Genomic DNA, 23,083 nt, shown 5'->3' with positions numbered 1-23,083 from the left:
TGTTTTTAGCGAACACACTCATCCATGATTTTTCAATCTCGCCTGTTTCATCAAGCGAGAGCACTTTGACTATCTTTCCAGGTTTGACTTCATATTCAATTTGCACGAGAGCAACCTCGCCTAACGCTGAGGTAACCGGCCCAGCTGCGTTGTGCCAACATGTGGTAAAAAGCGTAGCGACCACATGTTGGCGCGGCGTAGATGGGTCCGCGTTGACCGGATAGTTAAAACGGTGCCGGTACCAACCTACCAACAACCACGTTGTGGCGCGAGCGCGCCACCTAAACCTATAAACCGTGACAATTAGAATACCTTAATTGCCCCAACCATCAAAACCGATAGACTCACGAAGAACGAACGGTTCGTTGGTCGACCTTCAACAGCCTGCTAAACCTATTTAAAACTATCAATTCTACGCTTTAGACCTGCTGGGATAATACGATTGCGATACCCATTGCTGGTAGTGTTCGACGAACATAGTCACTAGCAGCAACACAGATCTGAGATACCACCACCCAACCTTATAGCGCTCCGGCGAAGCCGAATATCACTTAAAACGAATCAAACTACAGGGCACCATTTAACATTTACATCTACGTACCAAAAACGTATATCCCCAAATCAACCGTCTCTGTACTGTTATCAACCTTACCATATCTGCACACATGATCCCGTAATTCGCTGATTATCCAACATATAATAGCAATAACCCCTAACTTAGCCCACCGAGATATCTGTCTCTCATACATCTATCACCAATAACTTATACCGCACCAAACACCTGATTTTAAACAATAAAATTCAGCGTTCTCCAGTCATCACCAGATCATAAACCACAGTACCCTTGAACAACAGGCTGCATTTTTGATTGCCAATCAGTCAAAAAGATTATACTGTATATTAATACAGCCTATTCAAGAATCTAATCATGGACGATATACCCGTACCCATCCCCGCTAAACCAGTTCGATTGTTGGATCAACTCCGTGTCCACATGCGGAGCCGAAATTTAGCCTATAAAACAGAGCAGACTTATTTAAGCTGGATTAAGAATTTCATTTACTTTCACGGCAAGAAACATCCACGTATGCTGGGTGCTAAAGAAATTAATGAATACCTCACCCACCTTGCCGTGCACAAGAATTTGGCGGTCAATACTCAAAAAACTGCCCTCAATGCTTTGGTTTATCTATATAAACAATTTTATGGTCTTCACGATCTGCAGCTTGAATTTACCCACAGCGCCAAACCCAAGTTAATCCCTGCGGTTTTCAGTCATCGCGAGGCAACATCTGTGATCACACAGTTGTCCGGCGTGTACAGAATTCTGGCATCTTTGATGTATGGATCTGGCCTGCGGGTCATGGAAGCCGTACGGCTGCGGGTTCAGGATGTTGATTTTTCTAATCACTGTATTATCGTTCGGGAGGCCAAAGGCTCAAAGTCACGGCGAACATTGCTGCCCAATACGTTGGTGAAACCCTTACAGAATCAGATCGATTTCGCCCTGGCGCTGCATGCAAAAGATCTTGATGAAGGTTATGGTGAGGTCTATCTACCCGCGGCACTGTCCCGCAAGTACCCAAACGCGGCACGACTCCCACAATGGCAATACGTGTTTCCCGCGCATATCAGGTCCACTGATCCTAGATCCAATACACCCAGACGACACCACTTGGGCGAACAATCAGTACAACGCAAGGTAAAGGTCGCCATACAAAGTGCACGCATCTATAAAAAGGCAGGGTGTCACACCTTCCGCCATAGTTTTGCCACCAATTTGTTACGTTCCGGAGTGGATATTCGCAACATTCAGGAAATGATGGGGCATGCCGATCTGTCCACCACACAGATTTATACTCATATTGTTGGTGTTCAAGAGCGTGGTGTAGTCAGTCCGATTGATTTGGAATGGAATCATAATAATAAGATAAATGAACCAGCTGCACGCTACTCGGCGGGCTCCATCACTACTTTATGGGAAGGGGAGGATGTCACCGACAAGGTTTGGGCTTTTCCTTTTTGCAACAGGATCACCCGGTCCGCGGAAGCGATGGTCTCTGGGCGGTGAGCGATGATTATGCGAGTAAGATTCAGCTTGCGTACGGCTTCGGTTACCTGTTTTTCCCGCTGTACATCCAGGTGACTGGTGGCTTCATCCAGTATCAATATCTGTGGTTGTTTGTACAAAGCTCGCGCTAGAAGCAGGCGTTGCTTCTGCCCACCGGACAGGGCTCCGCCCATTTCTCCAATCAGGGTATTATAACCCATGGCCATCTGTGCGATATCCTGATGAATACAAGCACACTGTGCACATTCTTCAATGCGTTGCTGATCCGCCTCAGGATCGAAGAAACTGATATTATCCGCTATCGAGCCGGCAAAAAGCTGGTCCTCCTGCAGTACGGAACCCACCCATTGCCGGTATTGTGCAATACCGAGGGTGTGAATGTCTTTGCCCCCCATACAGATGGTTCCCTTATCCGGTTGCAGTAATCCTAGCAACAGTTTTACCAGTGTGGTTTTACCACAACCCGATAGCCCAACAATAGCAACACACTCAGCCGCTTCAATATCCAGTGACAGATCCTGCAATACCGGCGCTTGCGCATCGCCCCAGGCAAACTGAAGGCCGCGTACCTGTATGCTGGCCTGCGGTACCCGGGTGGTCTGCGTTGCTACGCCGTTTTGCTCCGCGAGTTCAGGTTCGCTCAATGCGATATCCGCAACACGTTCAGTATGCAGGCCCAGCATCTTCAATTCGATCCCTTTCTCAATCAATGCAATCACACGCTGGCTAAACAGGTCTTTATATGCCAGATAAGCAAACATCATCCCCACTGAAAAGCGCTGATCCATAATCAACAAGGCGCCCAGCCAAATGACAACGATGTGCTCTATACTGAAGATCAAACCATTGGCACCACGATACAGGATATGCAGTTTCTGCATCGCAATATCGGCATTAAAATGATTCACCGCCAGATTTTGAAACTGTGCACGACGATACTGCTCCCGATTAAACAACTTAATGCTCTGTATGCCACGCACGGTCTCCAGTAAATTAGATTGCTGCAGTGCGCCCCGACTGATTTTATCTTCCGTGGCCATTCGCAAAGGCAGGAACAGGGCCAGACGCAACATTCCGTATAATACTGCCCCACAGATCACCACAATGGTCAGTTTCGGACTATAAACCAGTAACATAATGAAGGTGGATATCGCCATCACACCATCGATCATCGCCTCAAGCAAGCTGCCCGTCAGTGTCCGCTGGATTACGCTCATGGAATCAAAACGGGATACAATATCCCCCAAATGACGTTTTTCAAAATATCCATAGGGTAACCGTACCAACCTGTGAAACAGCTGGCTTAACAGCTGAAAGTTCATGGTGGTACTGAGAATCATCACAATCCAGCCCCGTAACGCTTCGGTGGCAACCTTGAACACCACCAGCAATATGAATCCCAGCCCCAGCACGCTCAACAGTTCCCGATCACCGGCAACCACAGCGTCATCCAGAACCAATTGTGCAAACCAGGGCAATAGTAGTGCGAATAATTCCAGTACCAATGCCAGCATTAGAATCTGTCCAACCGCGTTACCCAACCCGGGAATACGGCCGATCAACTGTCGCAACTTAATGCGCTCCCGGGATGTACGGGGAACAAAGTTTGCGGTTAGCTGCACTTCCATCACTACGCCGGTGAAGTGGCGGGAGGCCTGATCCAAATCCAGCGTAACCTTACCTTTGGCAGGATCATGCAACGTTATTCGTCCACCAGCGATTTCCACCAGTACCACAAAGTGATTGAAGTCCCAGTGCAGTATGGCGGGCAGAGCTACCTGATCCAGGCTATCCAGTTCTGCTCGAAGCGGGCGCCCCAACAGATCCAGGCGGGAGGCAAACTCCATTAACTGCGACAATGTACTACCCTGGGAGGAAATACTGATTTGACGTCGCAAGTGAGTAAGATCGGTGTTCAGGCCATGATGATTGGCCACCATAGCCAGACACGCCAGGCCGCACTCAGCGGCTTCCGATTGCAGAATAACGGGAGTTTTGCAACGGCGGCCAAAATGCAGTCCCTCGGAATGCATCACACTCATAACGCTCCCGCCAAACTGTATAAAGGATCAAACACCCACTCGATCAATGAATACTTGTCCAGCTCAATATCAGCATCCAGCAGCATACCCGCCTGTAACGGAATATCCCGCGCATAAGCATGAAAGCTTTGTTGCTCCGGTTGCACAATGACTCGGTAAGCCGGCTCAGCAAGAGCAACCGGAAAATCCGCTTCACCGGGTTTGATTAAAGTGCGGGAAACTTCTTTTACCGTGCCCGGCTGTAATCCAAATCGCTGATAGGGGAAGGCTTGATAACGCAACGCCACGGCTTGGCCCTGCTCAATGAAACCAATGGCCCGGCTGGGCACCAACAGATTGACCTGTAATTGAGAATCCTTGGGCAATATAGATAACAAAGGAGCCTGCCTGTTTGCCACCTGACCTTCCTGCAGCAGCACGGCGGTGACCGTACCTGCTGCAGGCGCACGAATGACAATACTGCGTTTGGCTCGATACTCCGTTAGCTGTTGCTCTGTGGTAGAGATCAATCTGTCCAGCTCCGCCCGCTGCCTGGCAAACTGGTAGCGGCTGGAATCAATGTTCGCCTGCAACACCCCACGTTCCCGGTCAAGGGTGGCACGATCCCGTTTTAGATTCTGCAACAACGCCTGTTGCGCGAGTGTCAGTTCCTGCTTTTCCTGCCACTGCACTTCCGATACATAATGGTTTGCGTACAGTTGGCGGAATTTATTCAGTGTCTGTGTTGCGACCTGAACCCGTTGTTGCTGCACAGCAATCGCCTGATCCAATTGGCGTAATTCAGCGTCCAGATTCCGCACCTGCCGCTGCATATCCTGCCATTGAACCCGATTCAACTCATCCTGCTGCTCCAGCTCTTCAAACAGGCTGGCGCGGCGTGCAACGATGGATTCAATGGCCGCAGCCTGGGCATCATCGTTCTCCAGCGAAGCCTGCTCCGAGGATAAAACGAATAACACATCACCCCGCTCAACCGCTTGACCTTCCATCGCCCGGCGTTCAACAACGGTGGCCGATTGTGGTGTGAATACTTTGATCATGCCGCTGGAAGGTGCCAGAAAACCGGCGACCCGGGCTTTACGCGTGTATTCTCCCCAAACCAAAAACACGGCAACGGCAATGGCCAACAACACCATCAGCCCGCTGAGCCAGATCAACATGGACGTGTGAGCGTGAAACGCATCGCCCATCTTCACCTCCTGTTGATGGGCAATGGCTTCAGGTCGAAAGAGTGTTGTGGTCATGTCACGTCAACTCCGGGTTGGCGGCATCACGCATCGCCTCGCTGGGTTGCTTGTTGCGGGTTACCACCTGTGGACAACGCAGGCAGGCTGCTCGCCCTTCCTGCTGCCACCAGCGGCACTCCGCACGAATGCTGCAAACCGGAAGCGATTCCGACACCATCGGTACCCAACGCACAATTTTCTGTGCCAGGCGACAGTTGGACTGCTCACTGTCGAAATGTCCACAATCACTGCAGGCACAGGGTGCTGCAATGCGAAACACTTCATCCGCTGATACCGGTTCCGCCATCTCCAGCAGTTCTTCCGTGACCGGCGCTGGGGAATCCAGATACGCCGTTTCCGGCGCATCTGGCGTACCACCGACCACACCGAACACCTTGGCACCCTGCCAATCCGGCTGGGCACTGGGGCAAAGGGTTTGCTGATCGGTTTTTTTCATGACCTACCCCAGTGTTGTGAAATCCTGGGTCAGCATGCCACTGTCCATACCCGTCAGAGCGGTGCTCATTTTACTGGCCAGGGAATCCAGATAGGCCGCGCGGATGCCGCCGGCAATGATTTCCTTGGGCAGTGCAAGGGCACCACCACTGACTTCAGACACTTCCTGCTCAGATAATTCGCGTACCTGAAGCGCCCGTTCGACACCGGCTGCCGTAACATCGGCAAGTTCCAGTTTGGATATACGTTGCGGTTTTTTAAAGGTTTTCATAGCGAGCTCCTTTTGGTTTACTTTTTGACCATCAAAACCCGGTTAAAAACGGGTTTTGATGGCTTTCAGTTTGGCGTCCAGTGCCACATTGATCACCGGCCAGGCGATGGGATGAAAATCAGAAAGATTTCCTTCGCCCACCAGGCCGCCCGATACTTGCTGCACTTCAAGTTGATTGAGTTCCCTGATTACAGGGGTGGATTGAGGGTGTTGCTTTGCGAGTCTATCCATAGACTGTTGCTCCTGGTTCATAAACGAACCCTAAAGTGAAAGGACGTCGTGCCCCGCGAAGGCAGCGACTCTTACAGACTACGCCCATCTCTGTGTGGAATGATGTAAACAGTTGAAGCAGATGGTTGTGGAATATTCCAACTGGAAAGCGGTCTCAATCTGAAATATTTTTGTGACGCAATGACGCTTAAGGAAGCTGGACTTAGCGTAACTAAGCCGTTACTTTGTTCAACAGCATTGACGGAACCAGACCTGTGGGGAGGGATACTTAGATGATCATTAATCGATCAGCTCCGTTACCGATGTGCGTTTCTTTTATAATTCTGCTGACATTACCCGGATTATCCCACGCAGAGGAGCATCCCGGCTCCGTCAATTGGCAACTTGGCCTGGTGGCCATGGCCATGGTTATGCTGGTGGTGGTGGGTGCCGTTTGGTATATGAGCGATCTGCAGAAACGTTTTTACGCCGGTGCCATGAAAACCAATAAGCTGGATAAATTTTTCAGTGTCCCCGCCGGGCTGCCCCAGGGCACCATTCGCTCTATCCTCGCCATGATGATCGTGGTCATCTCGCTGTTCTTTATCACACTGCAGTTTTTCTTTGATCGGGAAAAATCCGTACCCGAAGGTTTAATGACGCTGCTCAGCGCCGTGGTGGCCTTTTACTTTGCCAACCGTGCCAGCGCCCAGGGAGCGGAAGCCTCTGTGGCGCTGCAAACCAAGGAGATGCAGCAGGATCTGGATACCGCCCGCAAGGACAAAGATGAATCCGACACCCAAAAACTGATTAGCAAGTTGAGCAAAGCCAGTCAGGTATTGTCGGCGGGTACCCGCTTTTTGCCGGAGAAATATCGCGAGAAATACGGTGACATCATAAATAAGGTACAGACCGGGCTCAGCACCGCCGATACGCTGATTAACAAGAAGAACGCCTCCGGTGCCAAGGATTTAATGGAGCAGGTCTTCGATGACTTTGCCAAAAACAATCCGGTAGTGGATGCGGTCAAACGTGCCATTCCCGCGTTTGAACAGGTATTGAAGGGTTCCGTTCCGGCGCTGGGGCTGTTAATCACCGTTGCCACCATTGGCGTTAAACTGGGCAGTGCCCGTTATGAAAAATGGAAGCGTCGCGTTCTGTTCGCCCCCATCACCATTGCCCAGATTCCACCACAAACCTTTGACGGCATTACCGCCAAAATTCTGTTTTCAAGCAAACCTCTGCTGGCTGCGGCCTTTCAGCCGGAACTGCAACAGGAAGATCTGTTAACACTGGAAAGTGCAGCCAACGACTTTATCCGCATCGACAAGGATGGCCTGTGGCAGAAGTACGGTGCCCGCTTTGACAGCGAGGCAGCGTTCGATCAATGCGTGCTGCAGTTTCGACAGATGCTGATGGATAGGGAGCTAAAACCATATGTTGACAGCATCGGTGTCGGGCCCGCGGAATCCTACCAGAAACTGATGACCGCCATCGACACACTGCACGAAGACGAAGCGGCAAAGGCCAGTCTGGATGAGTTCATGTTGATTGTGGAAGGTCTGATGCGGGAAGGACAGCCGGTGCTGCAGATTATGGAGAAAGTACAGCAGGAGATGGAAAGCCATGCCAACTAAGATTATCTTGTTACTGGTGGCCGCCATTAGCTTGAATGGTTGTTGCTTTATGCAACTGCGTGAAGTGGACCACATGACCGAACTGCAACAGGCAGGTGATTTCAAACAGCTGGCCAAGTCCGATGTGGATTGTGACCCTGGCCAGTGCGGATGCAGTAAGCAGCATTTTCTCAAGGGTGATGCCTGCTTTATTCTGGCTGGTAAAACCGAAAAAACGTCACCTGACTACGGGCGTTATCTGCAATGCGCCGGTGACAATCTGTTTACAGTCCTGGACGACACGGAAGACTGGGATGAAATTTCGATACAGGGCCTGAGTGAAGATGAAAAGCGTCAGCGGATCTACAGTAACGCCCTGGAGGCCACCCGCTTGCAAACTACCCTCCCTGATCGTCAACAGGCGCTGGCCATCTTTGATCAACGGGCCAGGGAATTTAAACGGAACGCGCCCGACCAGGCAGCGGCCAATTACTACTTCATTCAAAACCAGTTATATCAGCTTGATCTGTTGCAGGCCGGTTGCACGGACTGGCAACAGTTGCAGCAACAAGCTGCGCAGGTGCAGTCCCGGTTCATGACCGATGCCCGCTACCAGGCACCCATATCCGGCGTCAAGTTGGCGGTGGATGCCTACATCAACGCCAACTGTGAATAGAGGCAGTAAGTAAGCTATTGGGGATGATTCTTATGTACGAGCGATTGCTACGATTTCAGTTTCCACTGGTGCGCGGCGAAGACGTACTGGCGGTGCAACAGGCGTTAAACCAGTGTGGGCATCTGGCAGGTGAGGCAGACGGCCTGTACGGCCCTTCCACCGAGTCGGCGGTGAAGCGCTTTCAGCAGGCACAGGGGTTGCGGCCGGATGGCCAGGTAGGCCCGCTGACCTGGCGAAAGCTGTTCAGTGAACCTGAGGCCGCATCAGGCATCGTACCGAGTGTGACCGGTTCGGTGATCACACCAACCAATCTGGACAACCAGTATGTTGCACGACTGCATACCATCGTTAACGAACTGAAGTTACCCAATCGCTTCCGCGACAGTGTCGGCTGGCAGTTGACGGATGCGGGTATCAGTATTGATGGCGCCCCGCCTCTTGGTACGTCCGGCGAGCCTGTGACGGTTGATAAAGTCTGGCGCGGTCTGCGTAATGATCTCACACACTGGAGTGCGCATTACGGTGTACCGGTGGAGTTGATTATGTCCACCATCTGCACCGAAAGCAGCGGCAATCTAACGATCAGGGCACGGGAGGAACCGGGTTACGTGTCCGATGATGAAACACCACACCGGGTATCACCGGGCATCATGCAAACCCTGATCTCAACGGCAAGGGAAGCCATTGGCAAGGATGATATAGACCGAGCCTGGCTGGAGATTCCCGGTAATTCCATTCAAGCCGGAACCGCCTATATAGCAAGGCAATGGAAACACACCCATTTCAATCCACCCAAGGTGGCCTGTGCCTATAATGCGGGTGGCGTCTATTACAATGATTCCAGCCACAATCGTTGGAAAATGCGGCAGTACCCCATCGGCACCGGCGAACACGCAGACCGTTTTGTGAAATGGTTTAATGATGTTTTCAAAGTACTGGGACAGGAATCCGATCTACCCCAACTGAGCTTTTTCAGCGCATTACGATCCGGCTAATGCCGGATTACGGGTCAGCTGCGTACTTCGTCCCAAGGACCCTGTAACTGCGTTGATTCACTACTGATGGATTGCAACGGCGGTATGATCACGCTGTCTTCGTCACGCACCGAGCGAATCGGCACCAAACCATGCTCCCGCAACGCCCGGGCGGTGGTATCCAGCATTGGTATTTCAGCACAGGGTTTTACCTGGCTTTGTCCGTGTTCCTTATAAACGTGCAGCGGCAGTTGTGTGATTTTGCTGCCCCGGGTTGCCTCCTGGGACCAACCACCACGAATGAAGTAGTTCCCCAGCTGCGCCGCAACCAGCCAGGCACCATTGCCCCACAGGTAATAAGCATGTTGGCCGTCTTTGGGTAACTCTTCAAAGTCGAACGCTTCCATTGGACTGGTATGGGTACCGTAGGGCAAACGCAACATGAAACGGGGGCAGGTAAGCACCACGTGCCGGCTGTACTCCTGCTCACGAATTGCATTCCACAGTAACGCAAAATCGTTATCTCCTTGACGATGCAGATACCAGTGTTCCGGATCAGGCACCTGAGTCAAATTGGGGCAACCGGCCAACCGTTCCGAACCACCACTCACCAATACCCCATGGGAATCCGCTGCCACACTGGCCAGGTTAGCCAAGGCCTCACAATGTTGTACCTCATCCTGCAGTTGATAATCCGCCACGATCACGCTGAATGGAACAGAGCCTTCACCCACCCGGTTTTCCAACAACAGCTTGTGCAACTCCGTGGTGGTTTCTGCATTAGCTTCGTTGTCCGCCACGATTTCCAACAAGCTGACATCCGCCACAAACACCCGCAATCCCTGCTCTGTTTCCAGCTGCTTCATTAGCCAGTACAGCCCACGCCAGGAGGATTCAATGTCCTGGAACGCGCTACTGTGCAGTATCTTCCGCAACAAATGGCTGGCCGCCTGATCCACGGTATCCATCAATTCTGATTGCCGGGGATCGGGGCTTGGGATCACATAGGGTGCGACAATCTGCTGAATCAGGCCTTTAACGGAGTGGGCCACTTCAGCCTGTGCCCGCGTGGAATGCAGCAGCATGTCCAATACATCATCCTGCGGCGCACTGGGTTCTTCACTACTGCCCGTTGTCTTGGGCGCCTGGGACCAGCTCTGAATTTCAGCGGCAGCGGCTTCAAAGGTATCCTTGTTTTTCAGTTTACGCTTCAAGGTACGAAACTGGCTGAACATATCCACCCGTTCATAAATGAAGTCCGGATGCAGATCGTCCATTTCCAGAAACTGGATTGGCTGATCGGCAATGGATAAATCCAGCGTTACCCCCATGCGCACAAAAATATCGTCGAAATTATCCCGGGTCAGTTCGAAAATTTTACGCTCAGCCAGCGCGCCAGCATCATTTTGGCCTCGATGATCACGGCCACTGAAATCCGCCAGCACCAGAATATGGCAGGGCCGATGACGTACCAGCGCCGGTCCATCCTGATCAGACCCGTGACCCATTGGCACAGCGCCGGTATTCATGGTTGCCCTGCTCATATCACACTCCTTTCAATCCATTCACGGTGCCTGTCTTCATGGTACCTGTCATCATGGTGCCTGCCATTACTGCACCGGCCATCATTGCACCTGATAGGTGAAATCACCTTCTTCAGTCACACCCACATGGATCGCCTGCACCGGCTCTTCATTGGCCATGTGGTGCAGACATTCACTGGCCAACTCCGGCAGCAGGGTTTTGTTGAGGATATTTTCAATGTTACGGGCGCCGGTTTCTGATTCCTGGCAGCGGGCCACGATATGCAACAGAACATCCTCATCGTAGCCGAAATCCGCCCCGTAGTGACCCTTCACCCGTTTTTCGATACGACGCATGTTGATGGCGGCAATCTTCATCAGATCCTCGTCATCCAATGGGTTATAGGCAATCAGCGTAGTGCGGCCCAGGAACGCCGGTTTGAAATGCTGCAGCAGGTGGGGCCGGATGTTATCCAGCACCACATCCGGATCAGGTCTCTCCTCCACCTGATTGAAGATGGCGCGAATGGCGTCCTCCCCGGCATTTGAAGTCATGATGATGATGGTGTTCTTGAAATCGATGTCACGGCCTTCACCATCTTTGATGGTGCCCTTGTCGAACAGGTTGTAGAAAATATCCTGCACTCCGGGGTGGGCTTTCTCCATTTCATCCAACAGGATAATGGAATAGGGTTTGCGGCGCGCCGCCTCTGTCAGCACACCCCCTTCACCGTAGCCCACGTATCCCGGTGGCGAGCCCACCAACATGGAGACCTTATGCTCTTCCTTAAACTCGGACATGTTGATCACCGTCAGGTTCTGCTCCCCGCCGTACATCACATCCGCCAGAGACAGGGCCGTTTCGGTTTTACCCACGCCGCTGGTACCAACAAACAGAAAAACCCCAATGGGCTTACGTGGATCGGTTAAGCCGGCCCGCGAAGTGCGCACTGCCTTAGCCACGGCTTCCAGTGCATGGGGTTGTCCGATCACCCGATCTTCCAGCCGATCCTTGAGGTTAAGGACCGCATTGATTTCATCACTGACCATTTTGCCCACCGGAATACCTGTCCAGTTGGCCACCACCTCAGCAACCGCCTGCTCATCAACGGAAGCCTGCATCAAGGGTTCCTTACCCTGCACCTCGGCCAGTTGAGCGCTGAGTTCCTTCAGTTTGCTCTTCAATTCAGCCAGTTGATTGTCGTCGATCTCACGCGCTTCGCCACCCTGTGTACGCAGAAAATCGCCTTCAATCTGATCCCGCACACTGCGGATTTCCTGGATCAGGGATTTCTCCTTTTCCCACTGGGCATCCAGCTGTTCCAGTTCCTGCTCGGATTGTGTTTTACTGGCCCGCAGGGCGGCAATACGGTCATCATGAACACCGGAGGAGGAGTTTTCCTTTTCCAGATTGCTGATGTTGAACGTATCCTGACGAATTTTGCGGCGGCAGTCTTCGATGGCGGAAGGCGTCGCCGTTTGGCTCAGGGCCACCCTGGCGCAGGCCGTATCCAGCAGGCTGACGGACTTGTCCGGCAGCTGCCGACCGGGAATATAGCGCCCGGACAGTTTGACCGAAGCCTCAATGGCCTCGTCGAGTATGCGCACTTTATGGTGATCCTGCAGTACCTTGGAGATGCCGCGCATCATGTTGATGGCTTTCTCTTCGTCCGGTTCTTCCACCTTCACCACCTGGAAACGGCGGGTCAGGGCCGGATCCCGTTCAAAATATTTTTTATATTCGGCCCAGGTGGTTGCCGCCACCGTCCGCAACTCACCCCGCGCCAGGGCAGGCTTCAGCAGGTTGGCGGCATCACCCTGACCTTCCTTGCCGCCGGCACCAATCAACGTATGCGCCTCGTCAATGAACATGATGATGGGCCTGGGGCTGGATTTAACTTCTTCGATCACCGATTTCAGGCGGTTTTCGAATTCGCCCTTCACACTGGCACCGGCCTGCAGCAGACCCAGGTCCAGGGTATGCAAGTCCACCCCCCTGAGTGGCTCGGGCACATCGTCATTGGCGATGCGCAGCGCGAATCCTTCCACCACCGCGGTTTTACCCACCCCAGCCTCGCCGGTCAAAATCGGATTGTTCTGACGGCGACGGGTGAGAATGTCGATGCACTGACGAATCTCATCGTCACGGCCCAACACCGGATCAATACCACCCTGTCGGGCCTTGTCAGTAAGATTAATGGTGTATTTATCCAGTGCCGGAGTCTTGCTGGGGCGTACCGGGGCATCTGTTGCGCTCGACGCCCCTGAGCTGCCCGCCGGCGCGCCACTGGACGATTCACCGGTGGTGCCGATAATGGCGCGGGCTGTTTCCCGTAACGATTCCGGTGCAATATTCTTGAACTCCGGCGCCGAATCCAACAACGCGCGACGGCTTTGATCATCCAGCATCAATGCCGCCAGCAGGTGGCCACTGGTAATCATGCCATGGCCGAAATCCACTGAGCTGATCATCCAGGCATTCTTGCTGGCTTCCACAATCGCCGGTGAAAGGGCGGCCGGGCGCGAACTGCCGGATTTGAATTTTTCCACCGTGTTGGTGAGCTGCTTGTTGAGGTGACTGATATCCAGACCGTGCTTTTCCAGTAACGTATTGAAGTCGGTATCCACACTTTCCAGCAGTTTCAATAACCAGTGTTCCACTTCGACGTTATAGTGACTGCGGCCGATGCAAAGGCCGGCGGCACCTTCCAGACTGTCGCGCAGGGTGGGGGACATTTTGTCCACCAGGGATTTTAGGTTCACGTTAATCATGTCGAGCTTCCCTGTATTTTTTAATGGTTAGTAGTTTATTCACTCACCCGAATTCGGATCAGTCGATTCTGGTCTTGTTGCTGTGGACTATGATTACCCAGGCCACTGTTCCAGCCCAGCATCAGTTCGCCACCGTCGATGGCCACGCCATTCACCTGCGCCACCTGACCCAGGCCTACACTGGGCAAATCTTTTTGCCGAATACTGATTTCAAGATCAAAATCAAATTCAGTTCCGGCCATAAAACGCACCAGCGACTTCATTGCTTTCATCTTGGCGCTACCCGGTGCAATACTCACAAACTGGGCATAATTCAGTTGCTCGATGTGAATACGAAACTTGCTCTGGATATCCCAGCATTGCCGCCCCAGGATAACGTTTTCACCCAGCACATTATTTTGCCCATAGGGCACGCCCAATCCCGGCAGGCGACTCTGCATATCCTCCGGCAAAGGCTGCCACTTGCCGATAAACTGCTCCACATGAACCGGCAACTCAAAGTAATGCGCCAGGATTTTCCCCAACGTCGGCGCCGATGGGGTACCGTTGGCCAGCTGCCCGGCAAATCCCAGCATGGCGTCATCGGGAATCGGCAAACGGCCCTGTAATTTTTCCGTACCCAGTCCGATAAAGGCCGCCAGCATGTGACTGAAGATATCGTTGCGGTTCTGCCCCTCCCGGTGCGCCCGCTCATACACCACCGGGAGGCGGTATTTATGCCAGGCCTGGTAGTACAGGGACGTGCTGCGATGATTCAGTACATCCAGAAAATTGGCCAGGGAGCGGTCCTTTTGCCGCAGACGCTGTATCACCAACTCACTGATGTGATACGGCAATACTCCATTGCTGCCAAACAAGCCGAAACTGTTGACCAACAACTGCCACTGTTTTTGTGGCGCCTCGCTGTCGTCCAGTTCCACCGTTTCGGCAATCTCCACCTTATCCACGTCGGCGCCGCGAAACGCGAGGCTGGCCTGGGCCCGAAAACGCACACTTTCACGGTTGGGGGGCGCACCTTTGGCCACCGGCACCCGCGCAAACTTACGGCCTTCACCCGCATTGATGCGTGCGGCCATTTCCAGCAGCCGGACCGCCTGAAAAAATTCGAAGCGATAGGGCTCTTCCTGTAGCTGACTGGTTACAGCAAGGCTTTTTCGCCGGCGCGCGGTGGCCATCGCTTCATTTCTCCTTCCGAGTTACTGATTTTGGCGATCAATCGGGTAAACGAATTCAAACTGCAATACAAGGCCAGAAACCGTTCCAGCACACTGGCAAATAAGTAGGGCGAACCGCCGGCCACCAACCGTGGATCGAATTCCACTTCCACCTGCGTACCCCGACACATGGCGGTGCCCTTACCCACTTTTATGGGCGCCATAATCGGTTTCACATGCAGGCGACGGATGGAATCTATCATTTTGCGCGTGCTGTCGGCGTTGCGGAAATCATAGAGACGGAGAATTTCTTTCAGTGCCTCGCCCTCTTCATCGCCGGTCAGCGAAAGATGATTCAGATTCAGATGGGACATCAATCGCCAGTAGGCACGATTGCGTAATGGCGGACGCTGGGTTTGGGTGGGTGGCGTGATGCAATGAATGGACGCCACCGGTGCATCCCCTTCCACCATGTTTAGTTTTGGCTGATTGGAACCCGACGGTAACTTGGCCGGCAGGTTGCGGTTAAAACAGGTTAGCCGTAGATCCAGGGTTTCATCCGTGGGTGTGTTGGGATCAAAATTCAGATCCACCAGGCTGATGTTCAGCTCTGACGCTTCCTCATTGCGGTTTTCCCCTTCAATCACCGATAAACGTCGTTCAAACCAATAGGTTCCGTGATTGCGCTCAGTGTGACGGTGGCGAATACCGTAGAAGGGTGTGTACTCAAATTTATTGCCATTGGCATCCGATGCATTGACCTGATCAATGGAATAGATCTCCAATGCACCGGTTCGGCGCCCGTCGGGAATCACCCGATATTCGGTTTCAGTGTGATCAAGAGCTATGGGGTCCGCCACATAGGAAAAAAGATTGACCGCGGGTGTGCAGCCCAACACAAACACACTGGCATTGACATAGTGTTCCAGTTCACCATCGGATTCTTTCAGATAGAGGTACAGGTTGAGATCACTGCCGGTATCGGCGGGCATTTTGCTGATGTCGATATCCACAAATAAAAACTTCTGCGGAAACACAAAATACTCGGTCAGCAAACGGTAGCCGGTAAAGGCGTTGGCCGGATACGGCAGCAGGCCCTGATCCAGATCGAATCCCACCGGGGTGATCACATCCGGGCCACAGAACACCGGCTTGGTATCACCGTCTCCCTTGGCCAAAACCACTTTCACGGCGCCATTGAGCATATGCTCATACAGGGGATAAATATGTTTCGGCTGTCCGCGCAGGTAAAAGCGTACCTTTCCCGGTTTTAACTCCGACAGGTTCAAAGCCGGTGACAATGCGCGCAAGGCAATTTTCAACACCCCATCCGCCCCGCCCACATCATCGGCGCCCGGCGCCACAAAGGGGCGCGCCATCAACTGCGCTGACTCCACTTTCAGTGGCTGCAGCTGTACGGGATAAGAGGTGGTAAAACGGCAACTTTCGCCACCAAAGGTATCAGTGTCCAGCTCCGTATTTCCGGGTACCGTCATGATTTCATCCAGCGCATCGGCTGCCTGAAACTGAACGATGCTCATGGACGGAATCGGCCGCTGGTAATGAGGATACATCACCCCCATCACGCCATCGGTCATCTCGGGAAAATCATCGTTTAGTTTATCCTGGATGCGGGCATTCAACAGGGCAACCCCATCCAGCAGGCGCTCAACAAAAGGATCTTCCGGCCGGTCATCCGACACCCGCAAACGGTTGCCGATTTTGGGATGGCGTTGGGCAAACTCAGACATGGCCTTTTGCACAAAGGCCAGTTCCTTTTCATAATGTTTGAGCAACTCATCACTCATTAATGGGTCTCCGCTACCGTAACCGAACGGGTTACCGGGTTGAGGGCTGAATCGAATACGATGACTTCATCGGCGCTCAGGGCACGCAGGGTGGCTTCCACCCGAAAGCGGATGCTGGGATCTTCCGGGTCAAATGACGATTGCGTTTGTACCTTGGCACTGCGAATACGCGGCTCATAATTGGCAATGGTCTGCTCCACCGTACGACAGAATTCAGAGCGGGCCTTTTGTGAGCTGAGGTTCAAGGTCGCGGCGTCGGGCAGGCCGTAGTTGTGCAAGGCCGCTTGAATGTGTGGCAGCGAGGCCGGTGGAGCAATACAACACTGGCGGGTATTGAACAGTTCTTCCAAATCACGTCGCACACTCTCTTTCAGCTGATGGATCAGCAGATGGTGGGCGCGCTCTGATTCTCTGCTCTCTTGAGGATTATCGTCCAGCAGACGATCCAACAGGGGTACCACCAGCTTCTGTTCCTGATCAATCATACGCTAGCCCCTTGATCCGATACCGGCCTGGGACAGCTCGGTGGTGAGTTTCAATTCTGATACCAGGTTTTCAGCGATGTAATGAGGCTTCAGAAATATCACGCAGGTGTACTGGCCGGGCATTCCCGGCATCTCCCGCACCTGCAAGCGCACGTCGCGTAGCGGATACTTGGCGCGCATCTCCCAACTCAAATCGTCGCGTCCGGTGGTGTACTGGTTCAACCACTTGGTGAGCATGCCTTCGATCTCTTTTTCAGTGGTGTAGGAACCCACCTTGTCGCGAATCATGACTTTCAGATAATGAGCAAAACGTGAGGCACACAGAACCTGTTGCAGCATGGCACTGATGCGGGCATTGGCGGTGGCGCTTTTGCTGTCGAATTTCTTCGGCATGTGCACTGACGGATTGCTGTGAAAGGCCGCCAAAGGCACACCGTAGCACTGACACAGTGCCATCAAACCCAGCTCACTGAGCTCCCGCTCAATGGCATCGGTGATCACCACGTCGGTCAGAATATGGAACACGCCGGTTCCATCAGGAATGGGCAGAGGCTCGTAGCCGGTCACCACGCCACCGGCCAGTTGCCCCCGCGGCACACCGCGAATCTGGGCAAACCAGCCGATATCACCGTACTCCCGTATGATGACGCTGGCAAAGGCGAAGGCGGCATTACCCCATAAGTAGTGTTGGGGCCGTTCACAGCGTTCCTTAAAAGGCAGTTCGCCGGCGACACTCTGATGGGGTTTGCGCAAAATGATTCGCGGCAAAGTGAGACAGACAAAGCGGGCGTCCTCCTGCTGACGGAAGGCCCGCCACTTGACGTATTCCTGTTGTTGGAACACCGCCTGAAAATTCAGATGACTGCCCAGAGTCTGGTAGTCGTCCAGTCCGAACAATTGCGGCGCGGCACCGCATATAAAGGGGGCGAAGGAAGCTGCGGCAATCTGGGCCAACCCCTGCAGGACTTCCAGATCATTGTATTTGTGGCCCTTGTAGGGCCGATGGCTGACATAGTAATCCCCGATCAGCAAACCATAAGGCTCACCACCGGGGGTGCCGAATTCATCGTTGTAAATCCGTTGGAACAACTGGCTTTGATCAAAATCCTGCGCCCGGGTGATGTCTTTGCACACCTCCGCCCAGCTCACATTCAACAGCCTGAGCTTGATATCCGGATAGAGGTAGCTTTCATCACAGAGTTTTTTCAGGCTGCGCCAGGAGGCTTCCAGTTTCTGGAAGCGACTGTGATGAAGAATGGCATTGACCTGTTCTTCAATCAGTTCATCCATCAGCGCCACTTGCTGCGCCAGATACTGCCGTAGGGGCAACGTAGCGGGCTTGCCATGGGCACTGAAATTCTCCACCCAGATCCTGAAACTGTCGCCATCGGCTTCACTCAGCAGAAACGCCCGCAACGGATTTCCATCGGCAGCGGCGGCGGCCTGGGTAGCGTTGAGCAGTTCTGCAAGATCAATATTGGCCATGGCATCGAATTCGTTTGCGGATCATTTTGATTGGGGCGGGAAAACAGTCGGCGTGGTAAGCACCACGCCGACTGGCTACCGTTACGACAGGTTTAACCTGCTTTCGGGATACTGGCCACCATACGGAGGGATGTGGTCAGCTCTTCCATCTGCAACCAGGGGCGCAGATAGGCAACGGCGTTGTAGGAACCCGGGGCTCCAGGTGTTTCTTTGACTTCCACACGCGCTTCCGCCAGGGGAAACTTGGCTTTCATTTCAGCACTGGCGTCTGGGTTGCTGTTGGTGTAGTTGGAAATCCAGCGGTTCAGCCACTGTTCGCAGTCTTTGGCTTCCATAAAGGAACCGATCTTGTCCCGCGCCATCACCTTGAGGTAATGGGCGATTCGGCCGGTGGCCATCATGTAGGGCAAGCGGGCGGAAATCGCTGCGTTGGCAGTGGCATCCGGGTCATCATACACTTTGGGTTTCTGCGCTGTCTGGGCACCAAAGAACACTGAGTAATCCGTATTCTTATAGTGACACAGGGGCAGGAAACCCTGGTTGCTGAGTTCCGCTTCCCGACGGTCGGTGATGCCGATCTCAGTGGGACACTTCTGATCCACATCGCCGTCATCACTCTTGAACAAGTGTGAAGGCAGGCCTTCCACTTTACCACCGCCTTCGGCACCACGAATGGCCGTACACCAACCGTTTTCGGCGAAGGCGCGGGTCAGTGTCGTACCCATCACATAGGCCGCGTTCATCCAGGTGTATTGATCGTGTCCCACAGCTTTGTGCATACCGGATTCATCGGCATCGAATTCTTCATAGTCGAACTCTTCCACCGGTTTGGTATTGGCGCCGTAAGGCAGGCGGGACAATACCCGGGGCATCACCAGGGAAACGAAACGGGAATCTTCACTGTCACGGAAGCTGCGCCACTTGATGTATTCCTGAGAGGCAAAGATTCCGGACAAATCCCGTGGCGTGGACAGTTCAGTAAAATCATCAAAACCGAACATTTTGGAGCCGGCTGCGCTGATGAATGGGCAGAAACCGGCGGCCGCCACGTTGGACATATTGGACAACAGATCGATGTCCTCAGGGTGATTGGAGAACTCGTAATCACCGATCAGCGCGCCATAGGGTTCACCACCGGCGGTACCGAATTCCGCTTCATAGATTTTTTTGAAAATCTGGCTCTGATCGAACTCCACCGCCTTATCCAGATCCTTGAACAGTTCCCGCTTGCCGATGTTGAGCATGCGGATCTTCAAGCCGGTACCGGTCTCGGAATTCATCACCAGATGATGCAGGCCACGCCAGGATCCTTCGACTTTTTGCAGTTTCTCGTGGTGCATGATCGCGGCCAGCTGTTTGGAAATGGCAGCATCGATGGCGGTAATGGCATTGCCGATGGTTTTAGTCAGGTTGCGATCCCAGGTAACCGTGCCATCCATCACCTGTTTGGTGAGGTTGGCCAGCAGATCCTGCGCTTCATCGCGCTCGGTCTGCTTGGTGGCACCGATGGCCATTTCCAATAGGCTGGCACTGCCTTCCGCGGCCTCTGCTCCGCCTTCTGCTTGAGTTTCTTGTTCGGCCATTATTCATCTCCCCCTTCTTTTTTATCGAGGCCCAGTTCTTGCGAAATGGAAGTCACTTTATCGGTGTTCTGCAGAATATCTTCCAGAATGCTTTCCAGCTCTTCCGAGCGATCTGCCTTGCTCATCAGATCACGCAATTTATTGCGCGCTTCCAGCAATTGCTTCAACGGATCAACCTGATTCACGATGGCGGTGGGATCAAAGTCATCCATTTTCTTGAAGGACAGATCCACCGCCATTTCGCTGTCATCACCAGCCAGGGTGTTTTCCACTTTCATGGACACCGTGGGATTGATGTTGCCCATCACCTGGTTGAAGTTGTCGCGATCAATATTGACGAACTTACGCTCTTTCAGTGACTTTTTGTTCTCGGTATTGTCGCCGGAGTAGTCACCCATCACGCCCATCACAAAAGGCAGTTCCTTGGTCTGCTCTGCGCCGCCGGTTTCGACATCGTAAGTTATATGCACGCGCGGCTTGCGAACGCGCTTCAGTTTATCGTGGATGCTATCAGACATGGGTGGTTCCTCCGTTAGAATTCGTTGGTCTTGCTATCATCATTTCCATAAACAACAGGCATGTTCCGTTCCAGATTCTGTTCCATTTCCCTATGTTGTTACTATTTCACGTTTTTCGGTACATGGGTTCTACCAACCCACGTTGTTGTCTTCCTGAGCATCGTCCGCAGCGCTGTGCTGGGATTCACTGACCGTACTGGCGGTGGCGTTGTAGGCCGCCACATCAGCGGGATCGTCGCTTTCATTGAGCTTAGCACCGGTTAGGTGCTGGTAGAAGGCACGGGCCGTCGGATCCGGCACCAGCTCCAGAATCAGTTCGCTCATGGGCATACGGCCCCAGCGCACCAAACGCTCAATGCCCGTCACCAAAGGTGTGTGGGGCTCGGTGGCACGGAAAAACTGCGCCACTTCTTCCAATCGGCGCAGGGCGTCATCACGGCTGCCGATGGGGCCGGAAGGGCCGGTGCTGCGGGGGGCTGCGGTGGCTGGGGCTCCATTGGTACTGGCTTCCTCGGTCACAGTGATCTCCTCAGGGGCGGCGGCCGCCAATTTGTCCTTGGCCAGAAAACGTACTGCTCGCAGGATTTCTTCCAGGGTTTCCAGAATCAGGGAATAAGGCGGCGCCTCATGTTTGCAGTGTTCACGCAGGGTGTCGTTCATGGCCTTGAAGTCCGCCACCGCCTGCTCCAGATCGTCCACCAGATTCACGTAGTAGTCGGCCGAGGCCTCAGCCACGGCGGTTTCGATGGCCGCCAATGTAAAGCCCAGGGTGTCTTCTTTTTCCTGGCGTTTGTCAGGGTCGCTGATCTTGGCGGCATCACGGGCCTGTTGATACTGCCAGTAACTGAAGGCGCCCACGGAGCTCTCGGTGGTGATCAGGGCATTGCGCATTGGGGCCAGTAACGTGCCTTCGCCACTGTCGCCATTGAGGCCCGCCAGGGGCGCCACCTTGGTTTCTATGCCGTCTTCATCGGGTTCGGGGTACAAACCATCCCAGTATTGATCCACCAGGCCCCGGGTAAGTTGGATGCCATCACGCAATCCGGGGAAATCATGAAAGCGGATCAACGCCTCCAGCAACCAGCTGGCCACCTCCAGATCCTTGCTGTTCTCTTTCAGAATGGTGGGGGCCAGATCCAGAATCGGCCGCCATTCATTGAGCACGTTGGACGCTTCATCCGGATCGAACAGACTGGCCCGCTCCGCCGCCCGTGCTGCATTGCGGGCATCCTTGATCTGGTAATACAGGGAGGTGGGGGATGAATCCTCACGAATATCGGAACCCTGGGGCGAGTCCGCGGAAATGGGCTGCAGCAGTTCGTCAATGTCGATGATGTGTGGGGATGCCATTACTGGTCCTTTTAACGCCGTTTTGTAGGTTGTTGTTCGCGTACCGACCCGTTGCTTCCTGTTATTCTAGCCAAAATCCCTCTCCCTGGGGCAGGTACCCGGTCAAATTGGTAAATTACACTCTTTTGCCACTGCATTATTCCACCTGATTCCAGCCGTACTCCGGCCATTGCCCGGTGAGCATCGACACATAGCCCACCGGATCGGGCAAAAACTCGCTGGTGAGCATGTTGTCCGGCGCCTGCTCCGCACCGGCGCTGAACCAGAGGCTGTAACTGGCATAATGCTGGCGCAGTAATGACTCACTCAGCAGCAGGCTTTGTGTCAGTGACACGTCACTTTGTTCCGGTTTCACGTCACCGGCTTCATACAGTGTCACGCTGGTACCGAGGCTGCGGGTGTGCGCCGCCTTGGCACGCCACGGCCGCAATACCGGATCGGGCAAGCCATCCAGCACATCCACCACTGCGTCCACCGTGGGCGATTCCTGCAAACAGGCCAAGCCGATTTCCTGCAGACGCTGGAACCATTCGGCGTTGTGGTAGAGCGCCACACTGAGATTCACATTACTGCTCATGGGCATGGCGATGGTGAGGGGAAAGTAACGCCCAACCCGATCCACACTGGGCAGGGTGACCCCCAGCCAGGCATGGCCGTCCACGCAACCGGAAGACAGGGCAAAGCGCCACACCGGCGAGGTCAGATAGCTGTCCAGCCAATGGTCCCCCAGTAACTGGCGGCTGCCGGCCATGGCGCGCTGCAACCACTGATCCCAGACTTCCACAAAACTGCGCGGCAAATGACGCTCGATAAAATCACCATAGCCGGGCAGTTTGCCGAAAAATCCCATATCCGTGGCCATG

18 protein-coding genes and 1 pseudogene are annotated in these 23,083 nt (G+C 53.5%); 4 read left to right on the top strand and 15 right to left on the bottom strand.

What is annotated here, in order from left to right; genetic code table 11:
* Window positions 1-928: 928 nt before the first annotated feature.
* Window positions 929-1,894 (top strand): annotated as a pseudogene (locus D9N13_RS12875) (integron integrase); the annotation flags it as partial.
* Window positions 1,895-1,950: 56 nt separating this feature from the next.
* Here D9N13_RS12875 and D9N13_RS12870 read toward each other — a convergent pair.
* From D9N13_RS12870 to D9N13_RS12850, 5 genes are read right to left on the bottom strand one after another with little or no spacing between them, the layout of a single operon-like run.
* A complete protein-coding gene (locus D9N13_RS12870) occupies window positions 1,951-4,113 on the bottom strand; it encodes a peptidase domain-containing ABC transporter (protein WP_290590624.1) in 2,163 nt (720 codons plus the stop codon).
* Window positions 4,110-5,357 carry an HlyD family efflux transporter periplasmic adaptor subunit gene (locus D9N13_RS12865; protein ID WP_290590622.1) on the bottom strand — a complete coding sequence of 416 codons (1,248 nt, stop codon included), beginning with the start codon at window positions 5,355-5,357 and terminating at the stop codon, window positions 4,110-4,112. Before D9N13_RS12865 ends, D9N13_RS12870 begins: the two co-directional genes overlap by 4 nt.
* Window position 5,358: 1 nt before the next feature.
* Window positions 5,359-5,796: a hypothetical protein gene (locus D9N13_RS12860; protein WP_290590619.1), complete on the bottom strand. Its 438-nt coding sequence runs from the start codon at window positions 5,794-5,796 to the stop codon at window positions 5,359-5,361.
* A gap of 3 nt (window positions 5,797-5,799) precedes the next feature.
* On the bottom strand, window positions 5,800-6,066 hold the full coding sequence (locus D9N13_RS12855; RefSeq protein ID WP_290590616.1) for a hypothetical protein: 267 nt from the start codon (window positions 6,064-6,066) through the stop codon (window positions 5,800-5,802).
* 42 nt (window positions 6,067-6,108) lie between these two features.
* The gene (locus D9N13_RS12850) at window positions 6,109-6,297 is read right to left on the bottom strand and encodes a hypothetical protein (protein ID WP_290590614.1); all 189 of its coding nucleotides are present in this window, start codon (window positions 6,295-6,297) and stop codon (window positions 6,109-6,111) included.
* Window positions 6,298-6,569: 272 nt separating this feature from the next.
* Here D9N13_RS12850 and D9N13_RS12845 point away from each other — a divergent pair, with 272 nt between their 5' ends.
* Genes D9N13_RS12845 through D9N13_RS12835 form a run of 3 tightly spaced genes read left to right on the top strand, consistent with a single transcriptional unit; the run spans window position 6,570 to window position 9,563 of the window.
* Window positions 6,570-7,913 carry a hypothetical protein gene (locus tag D9N13_RS12845; RefSeq protein WP_290590612.1) on the top strand — a complete coding sequence of 448 codons (1,344 nt, stop codon included), beginning with the start codon at window positions 6,570-6,572 and terminating at the stop codon, window positions 7,911-7,913.
* Complete coding sequence (locus tag D9N13_RS12840; RefSeq protein ID WP_290590609.1) at window positions 7,903-8,568, top strand: hypothetical protein; 666 nt, start codon at window positions 7,903-7,905, stop codon at window positions 8,566-8,568. Before D9N13_RS12845 ends, D9N13_RS12840 begins: the two co-directional genes overlap by 11 nt.
* A 32-nt stretch (window positions 8,569-8,600) precedes the next feature.
* Window positions 8,601-9,563, top strand: a complete 963-nt coding sequence (locus tag D9N13_RS12835) for a peptidoglycan-binding protein (RefSeq protein WP_290590606.1) — start codon at window positions 8,601-8,603, stop codon at window positions 9,561-9,563.
* A gap of 14 nt (window positions 9,564-9,577) precedes the next feature.
* Here the strand turns inward: D9N13_RS12835 and D9N13_RS12830 are convergent, their stop codons facing one another.
* The 10 genes from D9N13_RS12830 to tagF form a co-directional block, all read right to left on the bottom strand.
* Complete coding sequence (locus tag D9N13_RS12830) at window positions 9,578-11,086, bottom strand: type VI secretion system contractile sheath domain-containing protein (RefSeq protein WP_290590604.1); 1,509 nt, start codon at window positions 11,084-11,086, stop codon at window positions 9,578-9,580.
* An 81-nt stretch (window positions 11,087-11,167) separates the two neighbouring features.
* Window positions 11,168-13,828, bottom strand: a complete 2,661-nt coding sequence (gene tssH / locus D9N13_RS12825; RefSeq protein WP_317622504.1) for a type VI secretion system ATPase TssH — start codon at window positions 13,826-13,828, stop codon at window positions 11,168-11,170.
* A gap of 44 nt (window positions 13,829-13,872) precedes the next feature.
* Window positions 13,873-15,012 (bottom strand): type VI secretion system baseplate subunit TssG, encoded by a 1,140-nt coding sequence (tssG, locus tag D9N13_RS12820; protein WP_290590598.1) that lies wholly within the window; start codon window positions 15,010-15,012, stop codon window positions 13,873-13,875.
* Window positions 14,976-16,799, bottom strand: a complete 1,824-nt coding sequence (gene tssF / locus D9N13_RS12815; protein WP_290590595.1) for a type VI secretion system baseplate subunit TssF — start codon at window positions 16,797-16,799, stop codon at window positions 14,976-14,978. The genes tssG and tssF overlap by 37 nt, the downstream gene beginning before the upstream one ends.
* Complete coding sequence (gene tssE, locus D9N13_RS12810) at window positions 16,799-17,284, bottom strand: type VI secretion system baseplate subunit TssE (RefSeq protein WP_290590592.1); 486 nt, start codon at window positions 17,282-17,284, stop codon at window positions 16,799-16,801. The genes tssF and tssE overlap by 1 nt, the downstream gene beginning before the upstream one ends.
* Window positions 17,285-17,287: 3 nt before the next feature.
* Window positions 17,288-18,769 carry a type VI secretion system contractile sheath large subunit gene (gene tssC, locus D9N13_RS12805; protein ID WP_290590589.1) on the bottom strand — a complete coding sequence of 494 codons (1,482 nt, stop codon included), beginning with the start codon at window positions 18,767-18,769 and terminating at the stop codon, window positions 17,288-17,290.
* A 92-nt stretch (window positions 18,770-18,861) separates the two neighbouring features.
* Window positions 18,862-20,352 (bottom strand): type VI secretion system contractile sheath large subunit, encoded by a 1,491-nt coding sequence (tssC, locus tag D9N13_RS12800; protein ID WP_290590586.1) that lies wholly within the window; start codon window positions 20,350-20,352, stop codon window positions 18,862-18,864.
* The gene (tssB, locus tag D9N13_RS12795; RefSeq protein WP_290590583.1) at window positions 20,352-20,870 is read right to left on the bottom strand and encodes a type VI secretion system contractile sheath small subunit; all 519 of its coding nucleotides are present in this window, start codon (window positions 20,868-20,870) and stop codon (window positions 20,352-20,354) included. The genes tssC (D9N13_RS12800) and tssB overlap by 1 nt, the downstream gene beginning before the upstream one ends.
* 129 nt (window positions 20,871-20,999) lie before the next feature.
* The gene (gene tssA / locus D9N13_RS12790; protein ID WP_290590580.1) at window positions 21,000-22,220 is read right to left on the bottom strand and encodes a type VI secretion system protein TssA; all 1,221 of its coding nucleotides are present in this window, start codon (window positions 22,218-22,220) and stop codon (window positions 21,000-21,002) included.
* A 136-nt stretch (window positions 22,221-22,356) separates the two neighbouring features.
* Window positions 22,357-23,082, bottom strand: a complete 726-nt coding sequence (gene tagF, locus D9N13_RS12785; RefSeq protein ID WP_290590577.1) for a type VI secretion system-associated protein TagF — start codon at window positions 23,080-23,082, stop codon at window positions 22,357-22,359.
* Between the last annotated feature and the right edge of the window lies 1 nt (window position 23,083).

This window comes from Ketobacter sp. GenoA1 (genome assembly GCF_003671475.1).
Lineage (GTDB): Bacteria > Pseudomonadota > Gammaproteobacteria > Pseudomonadales > Ketobacteraceae > Ketobacter.
This window is presented reverse-complemented; position numbering and strand designations above follow the sequence as displayed.